Here is a 17,116-nt window from a genome sequence, read left to right on the forward strand (position 1 = left end):
GTCGCCATGACACCGCCCTCCAAGCCTGCCGCACCGCCGCCTCCACCGGCCGGCGCCAAGCTCAAGACCAGCGCCTTCAAGGTGCCGGGCGAGGGCTCGAGCGTGACCATCAGCGTGGTCACGGTGGTGGCGCTGGTCGCGCTGTGGTTCCTCGTGACCAACATGGGCTGGGTCAAGCCGCTGTTCCTGCCGACGCCGCAGGCGGTGTTCCAGCAGTTCTACGAATATCTCACGGGCCAGGCCAACGACAAGCCGCTGTGGCAGCACTTCCTCGCGAGCATGTTCCGCGTGTTCTCGGCCTTCCTGCTGGCCTGCGCCACGGCCATTCCGGTGGGCATTGCGATGGGCATGAGCCGCTTCTGGCGTGGCATCTTCGATCCGCCGCTGGAGTTCTACCGGCCGTTGCCGCCGCTGGCCTACCTGCCGCTGATCATCATCTGGTTCGGCATCGACGAGCTGCCCAAGGTGCTGCTGATCTTTTTGAGCTGCTTCGCGCCGCTGGCGCTGGCCGCGCGCTCGGGCATGCGCAGCGCGTCGCAGGAACAGATCAACGCCGCGTATTCGATGGGCGCCAGCTACATGCAGGTGATCCGGCACGTCATATTGCCCTCGGCGCTGCCCGACATCCTGGTGGGCATGCGCATTGCCATCGGCTTCGGCTGGACCACGCTGGTGGCCGCCGAGATGGTGGCGGCCAACATGGGCCTGGGCCAGATGGTGCTGAACGCGTCGAACTTCCTGCGCACCGACATCGTCATCATGGGCATCATCGTCATCGGCGTGGTGGCCTATCTGTTCGACCTGCTGATGCGGTGGCTCGAGCGGCGTCTGGTGCCTTGGAAAGGGCGCATGTAGCAGCAGCAGAAGAAGGAGAAGCCAGCACCTGCAATGCGGGCGGCAGCGGCGGCATCGCGGGCGGATTGCCGTGCCGGACCATCGACTGCTCCAGAAAGTCGAGCATGGTGCGCATCGCGGCGCTGTTGTGGCGGCGCTGCGAGTAGGCGGCATACAGCCAGTGGTCGCTCGGCATGTGCTCGCGCAGCACCGGCACCAGCGCCCCGCGCTCCAGGTGCGACTGCGCCAGCGGCTCGGGCACGTAGGCCACGCCCGCGCCGCGCAGCGCCAGCTCGATGAGCGCGACCGCATCGTTGGCCTCCATGCGGCTGTGCACCGGCACGTCGACCGCCTTGCCGTCGGTCTCGAAGGGCAGGTGGGTGGTGGGCTTGGCCGAGTAGGTGAGCACGTCGTGGCGGCCCAGGTCTTCGGGCACCCTGGGAATGCCGCGCCGCGCCCAGTAGGCCGGGCTCGCGCAGACCACCATGTCGAACGGCACCAGCCGGCGCACGATCAGGTTCATGTCGTCGATGCGCCCGCCCGTCAGGTGGATGTCGATGCCTTCCTCGATCAGGTCGAGGTCGTCGTTGGTGAACACCAGGCTCACGTACACGTCGGGGTAGAGCTGGATGAACTCGGCGATCACGTCTGACAGCCAGCCCGCGATCAGCCCGTGCGGCGCGCTCATGCGCAGCCGCCCCTGGGGGTGCGAGCCGTGGGCCTGCAGGTCGTTGAGCGTGTTCTCGGCCATGGCCACCAGCTCGGTGCTGCGGTCGAGCAGCACCTGGCCGGCGTCCGTCAGGCTCAGCGAACGGGTGGAGCGGTTGAGCAGGCGCACGCCGCTGCGCGTCTCGAGCTCGGCCACGTAGCGGCTAACCGTGGCCTTCGACATGCCGAGCGAAATGGCTGCGCGGGAGAAGCTGCGCCGGAACGCCACTTCGCGGAATGTTTTGATGAGATCGAGGCCGTCCATGGTGGCCGCATTGTTTCAGCATCGAGGTTGGGGGCGCGGGCCGTAGGGGCATCGCCCTTTTCCCCCGGTTCGCGGATACCGGCTTCCGGCGGCTCCCGAAAGCACCCGCAGGTGTTCATCGCCGCGCACGGCGGCGGCGGTGATCGGGGCCAACCGGCCTCAGGCGGGAGTGGTCTGCGCCGGCGCCTGCAGCGGCGGCGTGCCGGTCTTGAACATGCTTGCGAGTTGCTTGCGAAACTCCGGCGTGTCGGCATGGCCGTGCACGGCCACGGCGTGCTGGACGGCGGCTTCGAGCAGTTCGCCCTCGGTGTCGGCAGAGAGCGCGACGCTGCAGTTCATCGTGCTTGGAAACTCGCGGCAGTCGATGTATTGGCGTGACATGGTGGCTCCTGGAGTGTCCTTTCGGACGTGATTCGAAGGTCAGGCCGGTCGGAAGAGGGCTGGCCGGGGCTGCCCATGCAGGCGTTAAGCCGTGTTTCGTCGATGGCCATGTGTATCCCCTGCGCCGGCAAGCGGCCTGCGCGCCCCCTGCCTGCCTATACTGCTTTGGTGGTAAAGGGCCTGCGAGCATCCTGCGTCTCGATGCGTGCGGGCGCCATACGCAGCAATGCGTATGCACCGTGAAAGGGGCATGCCATGACACACCTCTCGCGCAACGACCGTGCGGGCGCGCTTCGCCTGCTGGAGCAACTCGAGTCAGGGCATTCGCCGATGCGGCCCCATGGCACCGGCAGCAGCGGCCTGCGCGCAAGCCTCCGCATTGCCACCAGGGCGCCGGGCCGCAGCGAGTTCCGCCGCGCCGCGTGGCAGGCCGACCGCTACCGGCGCGCGGGGCTGGAGCATGCGGTGGCGGTGGCCTTCCTGTATGGGCTCGCCTGCCGCGCCGCGGCGCCGCTGCATGATGCGCCGCTGGCTGATGTACCGCTGGCCGGCCTCACGCCGCGCGAGGGCGATGTCATGCGCTGGCTCTCGCGCGGCAAGACCGACGCCGAGATCGCCGCCCTGCTGGAGATCAGCCCGCGCACCGTCCACAAGCATCTGGAGCATGTGTACGTGAAGCTGGGCGTCGAGACGCGCACCGCGGCCGTGGTGCGCGCGCTTGCCACGGGCAGGGCCTCCTGAGAGCCTGTCTGCGATCTGCTTGGGGTCGCGTTGTTCAGGGCGCAATCACGCCGACGGGGTACCTTGCTCCGCGAATGTCCTCCGGCCTGCGGCCTCCCCCTTAATTTCGCTGCGCAAGGCACCCCATCGACGTGATCGTTGGGCGGAGCAGTCGTTGAATGGCCAGCACAAGAGCCGCGCCTCTCGCGCACAGGGCATCGGGTGCTCCCCGCAGCGAAATAAAGGAGGAGGCCGCAGGCCGGGGGACATTCGCGGAGGGGAGTACCCGGTGTCCTGTGCACGCACCCCCGAACTGACCGCGCACCCGTCCCCACAGGCATCTGCATGGCCCTGAATAGATCGTGAACGGCCTCCAAGGAACAAAGGTCGCACCGGCCGCCGGCCGGCCTTCGCGGTCAGCGTGAGGCCACCGCCACCGGTGCGTCCGCCGGCGACGGCGAGCGCCCGATCATCCACGCGCACGCGGCCGACACCACGCCCGCGAACAGCACGTACAAGCAGATCTGCCACGGCTGGCCGCCGCCCGACTTGAGCAGCGCGGTCGCGATGATCGGCGTGATGCCCGAGGCAAAGATGCCCGAGAACTGGTAGACGAAGGAGATGCCGGTGTAGCGCACCTTGGCGTCGAACAGGTCGCAGAACAGCGCGGCCTCCGGCCCGTACACCGAGGCATACAGGATGCCGAACGGAATGATGATCGCGAGCCACACCAAGAGCACGCTGCCGCCGCTGTTCGTCATGAGCCAGAAGCCCGGAAACGCCGATACCGCCGTGATCAGCGAACCCCACATGTAGACCTTGCCGCGCCCCATCCGGTCGGACAGGCGGCCGAAGAAGGGAATGAAGAAGATCATCACCACGGCGGCGGCCATCACGCCCAGCAGCGCGTCGGTGCGGCTGATCTTGAGGGTGCCGGTAAGGTAGTTGATGGAGAACACGCCGAAGATGTTGAAGAACACCCCGTCGATGTAGCGCGCGCCCATGCCCTTGAGCACATTGCCCGGATAGCGCCGCAGCATGTCCATGAACGGAATGCGCAGCTCGGCGTTGCGCGCCTTCACGGCCGCGAACTCCGGCGTTTCCTGCACATGGAGCCGGATGTACATGCCCACGCCCACCATCACGCCGGAAATCAGGAACGCGATGCGCCAGCCCCAGGAAAGAAACTGCTCGTCGGTCAGCAGCCACGACAGGAGCGCCACCACGCCCGAGGCCATGCACAGGCCAATGGCCAGCCCGATCTGCGGCAGCGACGCATAGAAGCCGCGCTTGCCCTTCGGCGCGTATTCATACGCCATCAGCACCGCGCCGCCCCATTCGCCGCCCAGGCCGATGCCCTGCGCGATGCGAAGCAGCAACAGCAGCAAGGGCGCCGCGATGCCGATCTGCGCATAGGTGGGCACCAGCCCGATCAGGAAGGTGGCCACGCCCATGATCATCAGCGTGATGATGAGCATGCTCTTGCGGCCGATCTTGTCGCCGAAGTGGCCGAAGATCACGCCGCCCAGCGGCCGCGTGACAAAGCCCACCGCGAACGTGGTGTAGGCCAGCAAGGTCGACACCACCGGGTCGCTGCCCGGAAAGTAGAGCTTGTTGAACACGATGCCGGCCACCACGCCGTACAGGAAGAAGTCGTACCACTCGATGGTGGCGCCCACCAGGGCTGAAACCACCACCCTGCGAATCGCTTTCTCGTCGCTTGCGCTCATGTCGTTGTCTCCGATGTGGTTGTCGCGGCGGCTGCCGCTCATACGTCCTCTCTGATCAGGTCGACGGCCTTCTCGGCCATCATCACGGCGGGTGCGTTGGTGTTTCCCGACACCAGCGTGGGCATGGCCGAGCAGTCGATCACGCGCAGCCCGGCCACGCCGTGTACGCGCAGGCGCGCATCGACCACCGCGAGCGGGTCGCTGCCCATGCGGCAGGTGCCCGTGGGATGGAAGATGGTGGCGCCGTTGTTGCGGCAGAACTCCAGCAGGTCGGCGTCGCTCGCGGCCTCGGGGCCGGGCTTGACCTCGCGCTTCACGTAGGGCCGCATCGCGGGCGCCTCTGCAATGGCGCGCGCCGCCTTCACGCCGGCCACGGTGGTGGCGCGGTCGAGCTCGGTGGCCAGGTAGTTGGGCTGCATCTCGGGCGGCTCGGCCGCGTCGAGCGAGCGGATGCGCACGTGCCCGCGCGACTCGGGCCGCAGCTGGCACACCGACATCGTGAAGCCCGAATACGGATGCACCTTGCCGCCCGCCATGTCGGCCGACAGCGTGGCCACGTGGAACTGGATGTCGGGCGTGGCGGCCACCGGCCGGCCGTTTTCGTCCTTCAGCGCGCGCATGAAGCAGCCGCCCTGGTTGATGCCCACCGCGAGCGGGCCGGTGCGGCGCATCAGCCATTCCAGGCCCATGCTCGCCTGGCCGAACCAGGAGTTGAGCTGGTCGTTGGTGGTGATGGGCTTGCTGCACTCGTAGCCCAGCCGGATCTGCAGATGGTCCTGCAGGTTCTCGCCCACGCCCGGCAGCACCTGCACCGGCGCAATGCCCATGCGCTCGAGCAGCGCGCGCGGGCCGATGCCCGAGAGCTGCAGCAGCTGCGGCGACTGGATCGACCCGGCCGAAAGCAGCACCTCGGCGCGGCAGCGCGCGGTCTTCATCTCGCCGCCCTGGCGGTAGCTCACGCCCGCGGCGCGCCGGCCATCGAACACCAGCCGGCTGGCCAGCGCATCGGTCTCGATGCGCAGGTTGGGCCGGTGGCGCGCCGGCACCAGGTAGGCCTTGGCCGTGCTGCAGCGCCAGCCCTTGTGCGTGGTGAGCTGGTAGTAGCCCGCGCCTTCCTGCGCGGCGCCGTTGAAGTCGTCGGTGCGCGGCACGCCGATCTGCTGCGCGCCGCCGATGAAGGCCTCGATGAGTTCGTGCTTCGCTGCGATGTCCGACACCTTCAGCGGTCCGTCGCCGCCATGGAAGGCGCTCGCGCCGCGCTGGTTGCCTTCGGAGCGGATGAAGTAGGGCAGCACCTCGTCGTAGCTCCAGCCGGGGTTGCCGAGTGCGGCCCAGTGGTCGTAGTCCTCGCGCTGGCCGCGGATGTAGATCAGCCCGTTGATCGAGCTCGAGCCGCCCAGCGTCTTGCCCCGGGGCCAGTAGATGCGCCGGCCGTTCATGTTGGGGTCGGGGTCGGTCTCGAAGCGCCAGTTGTAGGTGGGGCTCCACATCGTCTTGCCGTAGCCGATGGGCAGGTGGATCCAGAGCGACCGGTCCACCGGGCCCGCTTCGAGCAGCAGGACGCGCGTGGCCGGGTCTTCGCTCAGCCGGCCGGCCAGCACGCAGCCGGCCGAACCGGCGCCGACGACGATGTAGTCGAACTCTTCATCACGCATGCAGGGCACCCGGGGAGTGGAACAATCGCTTCGCTTGCTTGCATCCTAGGTCATTGATTTTCGGAACGCAATGTTCCATTTTTAAGGTTTACCCGCATGCCACGTCCCGCGCGCCCCGCAGCCGCCGTGTCTTCGCCATCGCTTTCCGTGCCCGCCCCGGAGGAGTCCGCCTCCGGCTCGTCGGCCGAGCGCAGCCTTCGCCTGCTGGCCTTGCTGGCGAGCGAAGGCCGCGCGCTCACGCTGGCCGACCTGGCCGCGCAGCTGGGGCTGCCCAAGGGCACGGCGCACCGCATCTGCACTCAGCTGCTGGCCACCGGCTTCCTCGCGCGCGACGTGGACGAGCGCTCGTTCAGCGTCGGTCCGGCGCTGCGCAAGCTGGCTTTCGACACCCTGAACCACGGCACGGTGCGCGGCCTGCGGCATGAGGTGTTGTCCGAACTCGTGCGGCAGGTGGGCGAGACCTGCAACCTCACCACGCTCGACGGCGCCCAGGTGCTCTACCTCGACCGCGTGGAGGCGCAGTGGCCGCTGCGGCTCACGCTCGACGTGGGCTCGCACGTGCCGCTGCACTGCACCGCGAGCGGCAAGCTGTTCCTCGCGCAGATGCCGAAGAAGGAGCGCGATGCACTCATCGACCGGCTGCCGCTTGCGCGCATGACGGCCAACACGCTCGTCAAGGCCGATGCGCTGCGCACCGAATGCGATGCGATCGCCAGGCGCGGCTACTCGCGTGACTGCGAGGAATTCATCGCGGGGCTGGTGGCTGTGGCGGTGCCGGTGCGCGACGCGGCCGGGCAGGTGCGCGCGGCGCTCGCGGTGCATGCGCCGACCGCGCGCATGTCGATGGAAGAAGCGGTGAAGCGCATCGATGCGCTCAAGGCCGCCGCGCAGCGCATGGGCACGCTGCTCTGAGCCCGGGTCCTTGGCCGCGCGTGCGCCGCGTCAACGCCACTGCAGCAGCAGCGACCATGGTTGCCAGCTCATGTGGCGGTCGGTGCAGCCCGCCGCGCCGATGGTGCAGCCGGCGGGCAGGTAGCTGGGATCGAGCATCCGTGTGCCGGCCGCGAAGTCCAGCCGCCTGCGCGTGACCGACTGCAGCACGTTGCCGCCGATGGTGTCGAAGCCCCGCTCGTCGACCTTCACCACCACGTCGCAATGCATCGGCAGCGCCTCGCCGCCCGTGGCCCGCGTTGCCAGCACGGCGCCGATCCTTTCGAAGCTGTCGAGCTCCGATGCGGCGCCGCGCGTGTGGCAGGCCAGGTCGCCCACGCGCGGCGGCGTGCGCGCGAGGTCGCAGGCGCGCATCGCGTAGCGCGTCTCGCGCCCGGCCGCCTCGGCCGCGCCGGCCTGCCAGGCGGCGCCCGCGTAGTCCGCATGCGCTTCCGAGAATGCGAACTCGTCCGCGCCCAGCCCCGCCTGCTGAGCGAGCCAGCTCACGAAGGCCGCTGACCATGGCGTGTCGATGGCCGCCACGCGGTTGACCGCGGTGGCCATCGCACGCAGCTCGGCCGCGTCGAGGCCCTGGTCCGGCCCCACGCCCAGCCCCCGCAGGTGCGAGGCGCTCGCCTGGTTGAGCGCCTGCAGCAGCAACGTGCGGTCGGCCGGCCGCAGCGCGCCGAAGCGCACCAGCGAAGGCAGCGGGGTGCGGGGCTGCGCCACCGCCTCCCAGTAGCCGAGCACGCGCTGCCAGGGCGCGGGGGCGGCGAGCGCGGAGCGCGCATCCTCGGCCTCGGAACGGCCGGACTCGACGAGCCGGCCTTCGGCGTCCATCGTCTGTGCGCCGAAGGCCAAGTGCTCGCGCTGTGCGGCGGCGGCCATCGCCAAGGCGCGCGGGGGCGGCGTCCGCATTACGGTGTCCAGGCAGGCCGATTCGGCGGCGGCACCTGCCGATGCGAACAGCAGCACCGTGGCCACCGCCAGCGTGCGTGCCGGCGGCGCGGCAAAGAATGAAGAAGTCAGCATGTCGCGCGCAGCATAGCCAGGGCGGGGCCTTGCCGTGCGGAATCCTGCCGGTCAGGCCGTTGCCAGCGAGACCACCGAGCGCGCCACGCTCACCGCCGCCAGCGCCACCAGCAGGTTCAGCACATGCCGGCGGAACTGCGCGGGCGACACGCCCTTGAACGAGCGCTGGCCCCACCAGATGCCGGCCAGCATCGCGGGCGCGAGCCACAGCGCCCACTTGAGCGTGCCGGCTCCGAGCAGGTGACCCGACGATGCATGCGCGGCCGCGGGCATGAGTGCGGCGCTGGCGAGCGACACCACGTCGCTGAAGAGCAGCAGCGCGATCATGGTGGCGCGCAGCGCGGCGGGTGCCATCGCAGTGGTGCTCAGCAGCACCGCAATGGCAATGCCGCCGATGGCCGCCACGCCGTTGATGAAGCCCGAGACCAGTCCGGCCGCGAAGCGCACCGCGCGCGTGGGCACGAGCGTGGCACGCGTGCCCGCGCGCAGCAGCAGCGCGGCGGCCATCAGCAGCGCGCCGATCAGCAGGCGCAGCGGCGTCTCGGGCAGCCAGGCCAGCAACGCGACCCCGAGTGGAATGAACAGCAGGTTGCCCAGCATCAGCCAGCCGAGCCAGGGCAGGTCGACGTCGCGCGCAATGCCGCGCAGCTGGCTCAGGCTCGCGAGGATCTCGAGCATGAAGATGGCCGGCACCACGAGCGCGGGCGACACCACCAGCGAGAGCCCCGCCACCGTGACGGCCGAGAAGCCGAAGCCCGCGAAGCCGCGCACCACGCCGGCCGCGAACACCACGCAGAGGCTGTAGGCGAGCAGCGCCGGCGCCAGCGGCGGCACCAGCAGTTCCGCCGGCGTCACCGAATGACCTCCGCGCTGCGCGCTGCGGTGCGAGCCGTCTTCGGAACGGCCGGGCGGCGGCTCATGCTTCGAACAGCGGCAGCAGCTTCAGCCGTTGCACCTTTCCGGAAGGCCCGCGCGGCAGGTCCGTGACAAAGCGGTAGTGGCCCGGCGCCTTGTAGCGGCCGAGCGCCTCGGCGCTGAAGGCGCGCAGCTCGTCTTCGGTGCAGGCGCAGCCGTCGCGCAGCACGATGCACACGCCGATCTCCTGGCCGTAGTGGCGGTCGGGCACGCCCACCGCCGCGGCCTCGAGCACGGCAGGATGCCGCAGCAGCGCCTCGTCGATCTCGCGCGGGGCGATGTTCTCGCCGCCCTTGATGATCAGCTCCTTGATGCGGCCGGTCACGAAGAAGAAGCCATCGGCATCGCGGTGGCCGAGGTCGCCGGTGCGCAGCCATCCGTCGGGCGTGAAGCTCGCACGGGTGGCTTCCTCGTTCTTGTAGTAGCCGCGCATCACGTTGGGGCCGCGAATGGCCAGCTCGCCAGTGCTGCCGTCGGGCACCTCGGCCAGCGCGGCGTCGATGACGCGGGCCTCGCAGCCCGAGGCGCGGCCCACCGAGCCGAGCTTGCGCAGCGCGGGTTCGAGCGGGTTGGAGAAGGACGGCGCCGCGGTTTCGGTGAGCCCCATGGTCTCGACGATGCCGATGCCGAACTTCCGCTCGAAGGCGCGGTGGTGCTCCGGCGGCAACGCGGCCGATGCCGAGCGGCAAAAGCGGATGGCAGCGGTCTGCGCGCGCGGCGGCTCTTCGCCTTCGAGCAGGTACGAGATCATGGTGGGCACCACGTTGATCCAGCTGCACTGCGTGCCTGCCGCCTGTTCCCAGAAGCGCCCGGCCGAGAACTTCGGCGGCATCGCGAGGCTGCCGCCGTGGGCGAGCGGCGCGAGCATGGTCACGGCGAAGGCGTTGATGTGATAGAGCGGCAGCACGGCCAGCACGCGGTCGGCGGGCTGCAGCGCGTGCTCGGCGCTGATCGCATGCGCGTTGGCCGCGAGGTTGCCTTGCGTGAGCATCACGCCCTTGGGCATGCCGGTGGTGCCCGAGGTGTACATCAGCAGGGCCACGTCGCCGGCAGCAGGTGGGGCAACCTCATGCAAGGGCGTTGCCTGCGCCTCGCCCGGCAGGGCATCGGCGTCGGGGCCGGCCACCAGCATTTCGACCGGGCGGCCGATGCCTTCGAGCATCGCGCGCACGCGTGCTTCCCACTCGGGTGCGACGCAGACCACGCGGCAATCCGAATGCGCGAGCACATAGCGCATCTGCTCGGGCTGCGACAGCAGGTTGACCGGGTTCACGCACAGGCCGCCATGCATGGCGCCGAGCAGCAGGCGCAGCGTCTGCAGGCCGTTGGGCATGACCACCGACACCGTGTCGCCCGGCCGCGCGCCATGCGCGTGCAGCACCGCCGCCACCGTGCGGCAGCCGCGCGCGAGTTCGCCAAAGCCGATGCTGCTGCGCCCGCTCTCGGTGGAAAGCGCATACACCGCCTGCGGCCCTGCCGCCGCCTGCAGCTCGATCAGTTCATGAACGGTGGAGGCCGCCACATTCAGCCCGCACCGTATTCGGCGAAGAAGGCGCCGAAGATATCGTCCTCGCTGGGCACCCGTTCCGGAATCGGCCGCGACACGCGCGTGATGTTCAGGTAGTGCCGCAAGGTCATGTTGTCGGAGAAGTTGTTCTTGCCCCAGGTACCGCAGCCCATCGACAGCGAGAACGGCAGGCCGTTGTCGAAGCTGCCGCCGGTGGCAATGCAGTGCGCCTGGTCGACGATCACGCGCGACACCGGCAGCGTGAGGCCGAGCGTCAATGCGCGCTCGGGCACCGTGCTGTGCAGGCCGACCGAATGGCCCGCGCCTTCGTAGGCGTAGATGCGCTCGACGGTAGCGGCGGCTTCATCGAAGTCGCGTGCCGAATAGATCGCGAGCACCGGGCTCAGCTTCTCGCCCGAGAACGGATGCTCGTGGCCCACGCCGTCCTCGGCCACCATGAGGATGCGCGGGTCCCTCGCCGCAATGGCCAGCCAGCCCTCGCGGTTGGCGCCATCGAGGGCCGCCGCGCGCTCGGCGATCACGCGCGCCGACTGGCCGATGACGGCGGCGGAGAGCTTGCCTTCTGGCCACATCAGCGACTGCAGCGTGGCCTTCTGCGCGGCCGCGAGCATGAATGCACCGCGGTCCTTCAGCGCCGAGAGCATCTGGGCGCGCACCGCGTCCACGACGACCAGGCTGTTCTCCGACGAGCAGCTGGTCGCGTTGTCGAAGGTCTTCGACAGCAGGATGCGGTCGGCTGCCGCATTCACGTCGGCCGTTTCGTCGACGATGCCCGCCACGTTGCCCGCGCCCACGCCGAAGGCCGGCGTGCCGCTGGCGTAGGCCGCACGCACGTTGGCCTGCGAGCCGGTGGCCACCACCAGGTCGCACAGGCGCATCAGCTCGGCCGTCGACTGCTTGTTGACCGGCGAGGGCAGCAGCTGCACCAGGTCGCGCGGCGCGCCGATGCGGTCGAACTGCGCATGGATGAACTCGATCAGCCGCGCCGCCGTCGACCAGCCCTTGGGCGATGGCGCCACGATGACTGCGTTGCGCCCCTTGAGCGCGTTGATGATCTTGTTGGCCGGCGTGGCACCGGGGTTGGTGGACGGCGTGACCGCGCACACCACGCCCACGGGCCGCGCGATCTCGACGATGCCGCGTGCCGGGTCTTCCGAGATGACGCCCACCGAGCGCGCACCGCGCAGGTCGCGCAGCAGGCCGAAGGTCTTGCGGTGGTTCTTGCGCACCTTGTCTTCGACATTGCCCACGCCGGTGTCGGCCACCGCCAGCTCGGCCAACTCGCGGTTGCGCGCCGGCTCGATGATGGCCCAGCCCGCGGCCACCACGGCGGTGTCGACCTGCTCCTGCGACCAGGTTTCGTAGATGCGCTGCGCAGCGCGGGCGCGCGCCACGAGCTCGGCGATGGGGGAAGAGGGTGCGGATGAGTTTTCCATGGGTCTGCCTGTTGCGGGTCAATCCACCTTGATGCTGGCTTCCTTGGCGAGCTTCTGCCATCGCACGAGTTCCGTTGCCACCACCTTGCCCAATTGCTCCGGCGTGCCGCCGACGCCTTCGCTGCCCTGTGCCAGCAGCTTGTCGCGGATCTCCGGTTCCTTGACCACCGTGTTGATCACGCGGTTGAGCTTGTCGATGGTGGGTTGCGGCGTCTTCGCAGGCACGAACACCGCGTACCAGGAGTCGACGTCGAAATCGGCAATGCCCGCTTCCTGCATCGTGGGCACATCGGGGAAGGCGGCGCTGCGCCTGGTGGTCGACACCGCCAGCGCCTTGAGCTTGCCGGCCTTCACGAACTGCGCGGCTGCGGGAATCGACACCCACAGCAGCGGTACCTGCCCGCCCATCACGTCGGTCACAGCCGGGCCGCCGCCGCGGTAGGGGATGTGCGTCATCTGGGTGCCGGTGCGCAGCTTCAGCAGCTCGCCCGCCAGGTGCCCGGGCGAGCCGTTGCCCACCGAGGCGAAGGAAAGCGATCCCGGCTTGGCCTTGGCGAGCGCGACCAGCTCGGCCACCGTGTTGGGTGCGAACTGCGTGTTGGCCACCAGGATCTGCGGCAGCGAGGCCACTAGGCCCACGGGCGCGAAGTCTTTCGCGGTGTCGAACGAAAGCTTGGTGTAGATCGCCGGGTTGATGGTGTGCGAAGACAGCGTGAACAGCACCGTGTAGCCGTCGGGTGCGGCCTTGGCCACGATCTCGGTGCCGATGGAGCCGGCCGCGCCGCCACGGTTGTCGATGAGCACCTGCTGGCCGAGCAGCGTCGAGAAGCGCTCCTGCACGATGCGCGCGATCACGTCGGTGCCGCCGCCGGGCGGGTACGGAACGATGAGCCTGATCGGCTTGTTCGGATAGTCGGTGCCGTTTTGCGCCTGTGCGGCAAAAGGTATGGCCAGGGTGGCGGCCGCCAGTAGCGCGGCGCGCAGCCAGGGGGCGGGGAACAACAGCTTCATTCGAGTCTCCTTCTCCTTGTGGTGGATGCCGGCAGCGGCGCCGAGGCCGGCACCGGGCTTGCCCGGTAGCCCAGCGTGACGCTCGCGTCGCGCGCGCAGGCCATCAGGCGGTCGGCCAGTCCGCGCGCCTGCGTCCGCGCGAAGCGGATCGAAGGCACGCTCATGCCGACGGCCGCGACCGCCTCGCCGCGCGCGTTGAACACCGGCACGCCGAGACCGCAGACGCCGAGGCGCCATTCCTCGCGGTTTTCCGCGTAGCCGCGAACGCGTGTGCGTTCGAGTTCCGAGAGAAGGGCATCGAAGTCGGTGATGCTGTTCTTCGTATGCGCCGCGAGTGTGCCGAGGCGCTCGTGCAGCGCGGAAAGGTCTGGCGCAGCTGCGGCAAGCAGGGCCTTGCCCGAGGCCACGCAATACGCCGCGGCCCGGCCGCCGATGCGCGAATAGGCGGCCACGGGCAGGGGGCTGTCGAACTTGTCGAGGTAGACGATCTCGGCGCCGTCGAGCACTGCAAGATGGATGGTCTCGCCGGTCTGCTGCGCCAGCGCCGCGAGGTGCGGCCGCAGCAGCGAACCCATGTCGGTGGCCTCGGACACCAGCGCGCCCAGCTCGAACAGGCGCAGGCTCGGGCGGTAGGCGCTGGTGCCCGGGTCCTGCACGGCCCAGCCGCAATCGACCAGCGTCTGCAGCGTGCGGTGCGCATTGCTGCGCGCCATGCCGAAGGCCTGGGCCAGGTCGGTGACGCGGCAGTCGCGCTGTTGCCGCGTCATCCATTCGATGGCGGCAAGGCCTTTGGCGAGGGTGGAATCCATGAGGCTCCGAATGTTCCAAATATTGGAACGTTGTTCCTGGATATGAGACGCAATGTTTGGACTGATCGTCCGCTTTGTCAATCGGGGACTTGGATGTAGTTCTAAACGTTTCAGGTTTTGCCTTTTTTCAGGGCGCGTTCACAGGCCACCGGGTACTCCCCTCCGCGAATGTCCCCCGGCCTTCGGCCTCCTCCTTGATTTCGCTGCGGGGAGCACCCGATGCCCTGTGCACGAGGGCACGCTCGTTGCGCATCTCTGATCAACGACCGCTCTGAACACCGCTCCCGTCGATGGGGTGCCTTGCGCAGCGAAATCAAGGGGGAGGCCGCAGGCCGGAGGACATTCGCGGAGCAAGGTACCCCGTCGGCGGGAGCGCGCCCTGAACAGCGCGCCGATAGACCGCAGACAGTCAATCAGCGCCTGTGCCGCCCCGCCATCAAATCAATCACTTCGCGGAAGATCGTGTTGCCCGTAGACGTCGCAAGATCCAGCACATGGCTGCGGCTGTAGTACGGGCTCAGGTCCAGTCCGACGCCGATGCCCGCGATCTCGACGTCGCCTCGCTGTTCCTGCCGCGCCACCACGTCGCGCAGGTGGTGGTCAAGGTAGTGCGCGTCGTTGGCCAGATGCGTGGCGCTGTCCATCGGCGAGCCGTCGGAAATCACCAGCAGCAGCTTGCGCGCCTCGGGCCGCTGGTGCAGGCGCGCGCAGGCCCAGTCGACCGCCTCGCCGTCGATGCCTTCGCGGAACAGGTCGGCCTTCAGCAGTGCAGCCATCGCGGGGCGCGCGCGGCGCCAGGGCGTGGCGGCGGCCTTGAAGACGATGTGGCAGCGCTCGTTGAGGCGGCCGGGGTGAACTGGTTTGCCGGCGCGCACCCACTCGCGCTGCGCACGGCCGCCGTTCCAGGCGCCGGTGGTGAAGCCCAGCACCTCGCTGGCCGCGCCGGCCTGCTCGAGCGCGCGCGCGAACACGTCGGCCATCATCGCGACCGATTCGGCATGCTCCTTCATCGAACCCGAGCAGTCGATCAGGAAGGTCACGATGCAGTCGGCGACCGGCTCCATGCGCTCGGTGCGGAACAGGCGGCGCTCGGTCGGCGAGGCGATCAGCTGCGCGAGCCGGCGGCCATCGACCAGGCCTTCTTCCTGGCCGCCGTCCCAGCCGTCGCGCGTGGGGTCGGACAGCAGCGCACGCAGCTCGCGCGCAAGGCGGGCGATGTTCACGCCCTGCGCGGCGATGCGGCGGTCGAGCTTTTCGCGGTGGCCGACGAGCACTTCCTTGCGCGCCAGCGTGGCGGCGTCGTGCTCGCGGTCGTAGGCGGCGGTGAAGACGCGGTAGGCGCCGCCCGCGCCGTCGAGCACCTCACTGCGGCCTGACTCGGCGGTGGTGAAGCGCTCGATGATCTCGCGGTCCATGTCGGCGACGAGCATGAACACGCTGCGCTTGTCGTCCACATGCGGGTCGCGCGCGTCGCTGCTGTCCTCGCCGGCCTCGTGCAGCATCGCGGCGACGGTGCGCGCGATGGCGAGCGCGTGCACCGCATAGGCAGCCTGGTCGGCGCGGTCGCGGCGCAGGCCCGCGAGCGCGTGGCCGATCAGCGGCGCAAGGTGAAAGCGCGTGGCTTCGAGCATGTCCTCGGTTTCTTCCACCACCTGCTGGCCGCTCACGCGGGCGCGGCAGATCTGCGCCACGGCATAGAGCAGCAGGCCGCGCGCGGTGTCGGTCAGCCCCGAATGGTGGAAGGCCAGCGACCACTGTTCATGGCGGTGCCGCAGGTTGCGCCGCATGCCGGCCATGATCTCGGGCGCCATGGCTTCGATGCGAAACTGCTCGAGCATCTCGAACAGCATGCGCTCGACCGGCTCTTCGGGCCGCAGGCTTTCGTGCAGCGCGGCATCGGACAGCGTGAGCCGCAGCGCCAATCCATCGGCCACGCCGCGGAAGGAGGCGAAGTCGTCGGTCTCGGGCGAGGGATGCAGGTGCGGCGCGAACCACGGCAGCGCCACGCGGCCGCGATGCAGTCGCCGTCCGCGAAAGTGCAGCTCGCGCTCGCCGCTGAACGCGCGCACCACGCCCGCGCAGAGTTCGGCCACCTGCTCCTCCTGCCGCACGCGGCGCTGCATGGCGCTGGCAGATGCGGTAGCGGGGGCAGGCGCCTCGGTCATTCGCGCGGTCCCGACGACAGCTGGTGCGACTCCTTCAGTTCCTGGTCGAAGCAGCGCTGAAAATATTCGGCCACGAGCGGCCGCTCCGCGTCATCGCACTTGTTGACGAAGGACAGGCGGAACGCGAGCGCCGGGTCCTTGAAGATCTCGACGTTCTCGGCCCAGGTGATCACGGTGCGCGGCGACATCAGCGTCGAGAGGTCGCCCGCCGCGAAGCCCTTGCGCGTGAGATCGGCCACGGCCACCATCGATGCGACCAGCGCGCGGCCCGCATCGCCCGCCAGCGACGGCACGCGCGCCTGCACGATAGCGATCTCTTCATCGGCCGGCAGGTAGTTGAGCGAGGCCACGATGTTCCACCGGTCGATCTGCGCATGGTTGAGCCGCTGCGCGCCGTGGTACAGGCCGTTGAGGTTGCCCAGGCCCACCGTGTTGGCGGTGGCGAACAGCCGGAAGAAGGGGTGCGGCTTCAGCACCTTGTTCTGGTCCATCAGCGTGAACTTGCCGTCGCGCTCCAGGATGCGTTGGATGACGAACATCACGTCGGGGCGGCCCGCGTCGTATTCGTCGAACACCAGCGCCACCGGCCGCTGCAGCGACCACGGCACGATGCCTTCCTGGAACTCGGTGACCTGTTTTCCTTCGCGCAGCACCACCGCGTCCTTGCCGACAAGATCGAGCCGGCTGATGTGGCCGTCGAGGTTCAGCCGCACGCAGGGCCAGTTCAGCCGCGCCGCCACCTGCTCGATGTGGCTCGACTTGCCGGTGCCGTGCAGCCCCTGCACCATCACGCGCCGGTCGCGCATGAAGCCCGCGAGGATGGCGAGCGTCACGTCGGGGTTGAAGCGGTAGACCGCATCCACCTCGGGCACGTGGTCGTCGCGTTCGCTGAAGGCCGGCACCTGCAGCTCGGTGTCGATGCCGAACACCTCGCGCACACTCAGCATGCGGTCGGGCCGAAGGTCTGCGATGTCGGTCACGATGGGCTTTCCAGAAT

At 69.2% G+C, this 17,116-nt stretch carries 15 protein-coding genes; 3 read left to right on the forward strand and 12 right to left on the reverse strand.

Annotation, left to right across the window (positions count from 1 at the left end; translation table 11 throughout):
* Positions 1–6 precede the first annotated feature (6 nt).
* A complete protein-coding gene (locus tag L1081_RS01740; RefSeq protein WP_489414913.1) occupies positions 7–855 on the forward strand; it encodes an ABC transporter permease subunit in 849 nt (282 codons plus the stop codon).
* On the opposite strand, the gene L1081_RS01745 is transcribed toward L1081_RS01740, so the two are convergent.
* A complete protein-coding gene (locus tag L1081_RS01745; protein ID WP_489414914.1) occupies positions 773–1,807 on the reverse strand; it encodes a LysR substrate-binding domain-containing protein in 1,035 nt (344 codons plus the stop codon). The genes L1081_RS01740 and L1081_RS01745 overlap by 83 nt on opposite strands.
* Before the next feature lie 159 nt (positions 1,808–1,966).
* Positions 1,967–2,188 (reverse strand): DUF1059 domain-containing protein, encoded by a 222-nt coding sequence (locus L1081_RS01750; RefSeq protein WP_489414915.1) that lies wholly within the window; start codon positions 2,186–2,188, stop codon positions 1,967–1,969.
* A 255-nt stretch (positions 2,189–2,443) separates the two neighbouring features.
* On the opposite strand from L1081_RS01750, the gene L1081_RS01755 reads away from it, so the two are divergent.
* On the forward strand, positions 2,444–2,929 hold the full coding sequence (locus L1081_RS01755) for a LuxR C-terminal-related transcriptional regulator (RefSeq protein ID WP_489414916.1): 486 nt from the start codon (positions 2,444–2,446) through the stop codon (positions 2,927–2,929).
* A gap of 395 nt (positions 2,930–3,324) precedes the next feature.
* Here L1081_RS01755 and L1081_RS01760 read toward each other — a convergent pair whose 3' ends face one another.
* Together L1081_RS01760 and L1081_RS01765 are read right to left on the reverse strand one after the other, a co-directional pair.
* A complete protein-coding gene (locus tag L1081_RS01760; protein ID WP_489416850.1) occupies positions 3,325–4,638 on the reverse strand; it encodes an MFS transporter in 1,314 nt (437 codons plus the stop codon).
* A 38-nt stretch (positions 4,639–4,676) separates the two neighbouring features.
* Positions 4,677–6,293: a choline dehydrogenase gene (locus L1081_RS01765; protein ID WP_489414917.1), complete on the reverse strand. Its 1,617-nt coding sequence runs from the start codon at positions 6,291–6,293 to the stop codon at positions 4,677–4,679.
* Between the two features lie 96 nt (positions 6,294–6,389).
* On the opposite strand from L1081_RS01765, the gene L1081_RS01770 reads away from it, so the two are divergent.
* Complete coding sequence (locus L1081_RS01770) at positions 6,390–7,205, forward strand: IclR family transcriptional regulator domain-containing protein (RefSeq protein ID WP_489414918.1); 816 nt, start codon at positions 6,390–6,392, stop codon at positions 7,203–7,205.
* Positions 7,206–7,235: 30 nt separating this feature from the next.
* Here the strand turns inward: L1081_RS01770 and L1081_RS01775 are convergent, their stop codons facing one another.
* The 8 genes from L1081_RS01775 to L1081_RS01810 all read right to left on the reverse strand — a co-directional run bounded on the left by L1081_RS01775 (position 7,236) and on the right by L1081_RS01810 (position 17,099).
* Positions 7,236–8,255 carry a DUF2272 domain-containing protein gene (locus L1081_RS01775; RefSeq protein ID WP_489414919.1) on the reverse strand — a complete coding sequence of 340 codons (1,020 nt, stop codon included), beginning with the start codon at positions 8,253–8,255 and terminating at the stop codon, positions 7,236–7,238.
* Positions 8,256–8,306: 51 nt separating this feature from the next.
* Positions 8,307–9,110, reverse strand: coding sequence for a TSUP family transporter (locus L1081_RS01780; RefSeq protein WP_489414920.1), 804 nt, complete (start codon positions 9,108–9,110; stop codon positions 8,307–8,309).
* Between the two features lie 61 nt (positions 9,111–9,171).
* Positions 9,172–10,692 (reverse strand): AMP-binding protein, encoded by a 1,521-nt coding sequence (locus L1081_RS01785; protein WP_489414921.1) that lies wholly within the window; start codon positions 10,690–10,692, stop codon positions 9,172–9,174.
* Positions 10,693–10,694: 2 nt separating this feature from the next.
* On the reverse strand, positions 10,695–12,134 hold the full coding sequence (sauS, locus tag L1081_RS01790) for an acylating sulfoacetaldehyde dehydrogenase (RefSeq protein WP_489414922.1): 1,440 nt from the start codon (positions 12,132–12,134) through the stop codon (positions 10,695–10,697).
* An 18-nt stretch (positions 12,135–12,152) separates the two neighbouring features.
* Positions 12,153–13,145, reverse strand: coding sequence for a tripartite tricarboxylate transporter substrate-binding protein (locus L1081_RS01795; protein WP_489414923.1), 993 nt, complete (start codon positions 13,143–13,145; stop codon positions 12,153–12,155).
* A complete protein-coding gene (locus L1081_RS01800) occupies positions 13,142–13,954 on the reverse strand; it encodes an IclR family transcriptional regulator domain-containing protein (RefSeq protein WP_489414924.1) in 813 nt (270 codons plus the stop codon). The genes L1081_RS01795 and L1081_RS01800 overlap by 4 nt, the downstream gene beginning before the upstream one ends.
* 413 nt (positions 13,955–14,367) lie before the next feature.
* Positions 14,368–16,119 (reverse strand): cobaltochelatase CobT-related protein, encoded by a 1,752-nt coding sequence (locus L1081_RS01805; protein ID WP_489414925.1) that lies wholly within the window; start codon positions 16,117–16,119, stop codon positions 14,368–14,370.
* Positions 16,116–17,099, reverse strand: coding sequence for an AAA family ATPase (locus tag L1081_RS01810; protein ID WP_489414926.1), 984 nt, complete (start codon positions 17,097–17,099; stop codon positions 16,116–16,118). Before L1081_RS01810 ends, L1081_RS01805 begins: the two co-directional genes overlap by 4 nt.
* Positions 17,100–17,116: the final 17 nt, after the last annotated feature.

The sequence above is a fragment of the Variovorax sp. MSC1_012 genome (assembly GCF_023667525.1).
Lineage (GTDB): Bacteria > Pseudomonadota > Gammaproteobacteria > Burkholderiales > Burkholderiaceae_C > Variovorax > Variovorax beijingensis_B.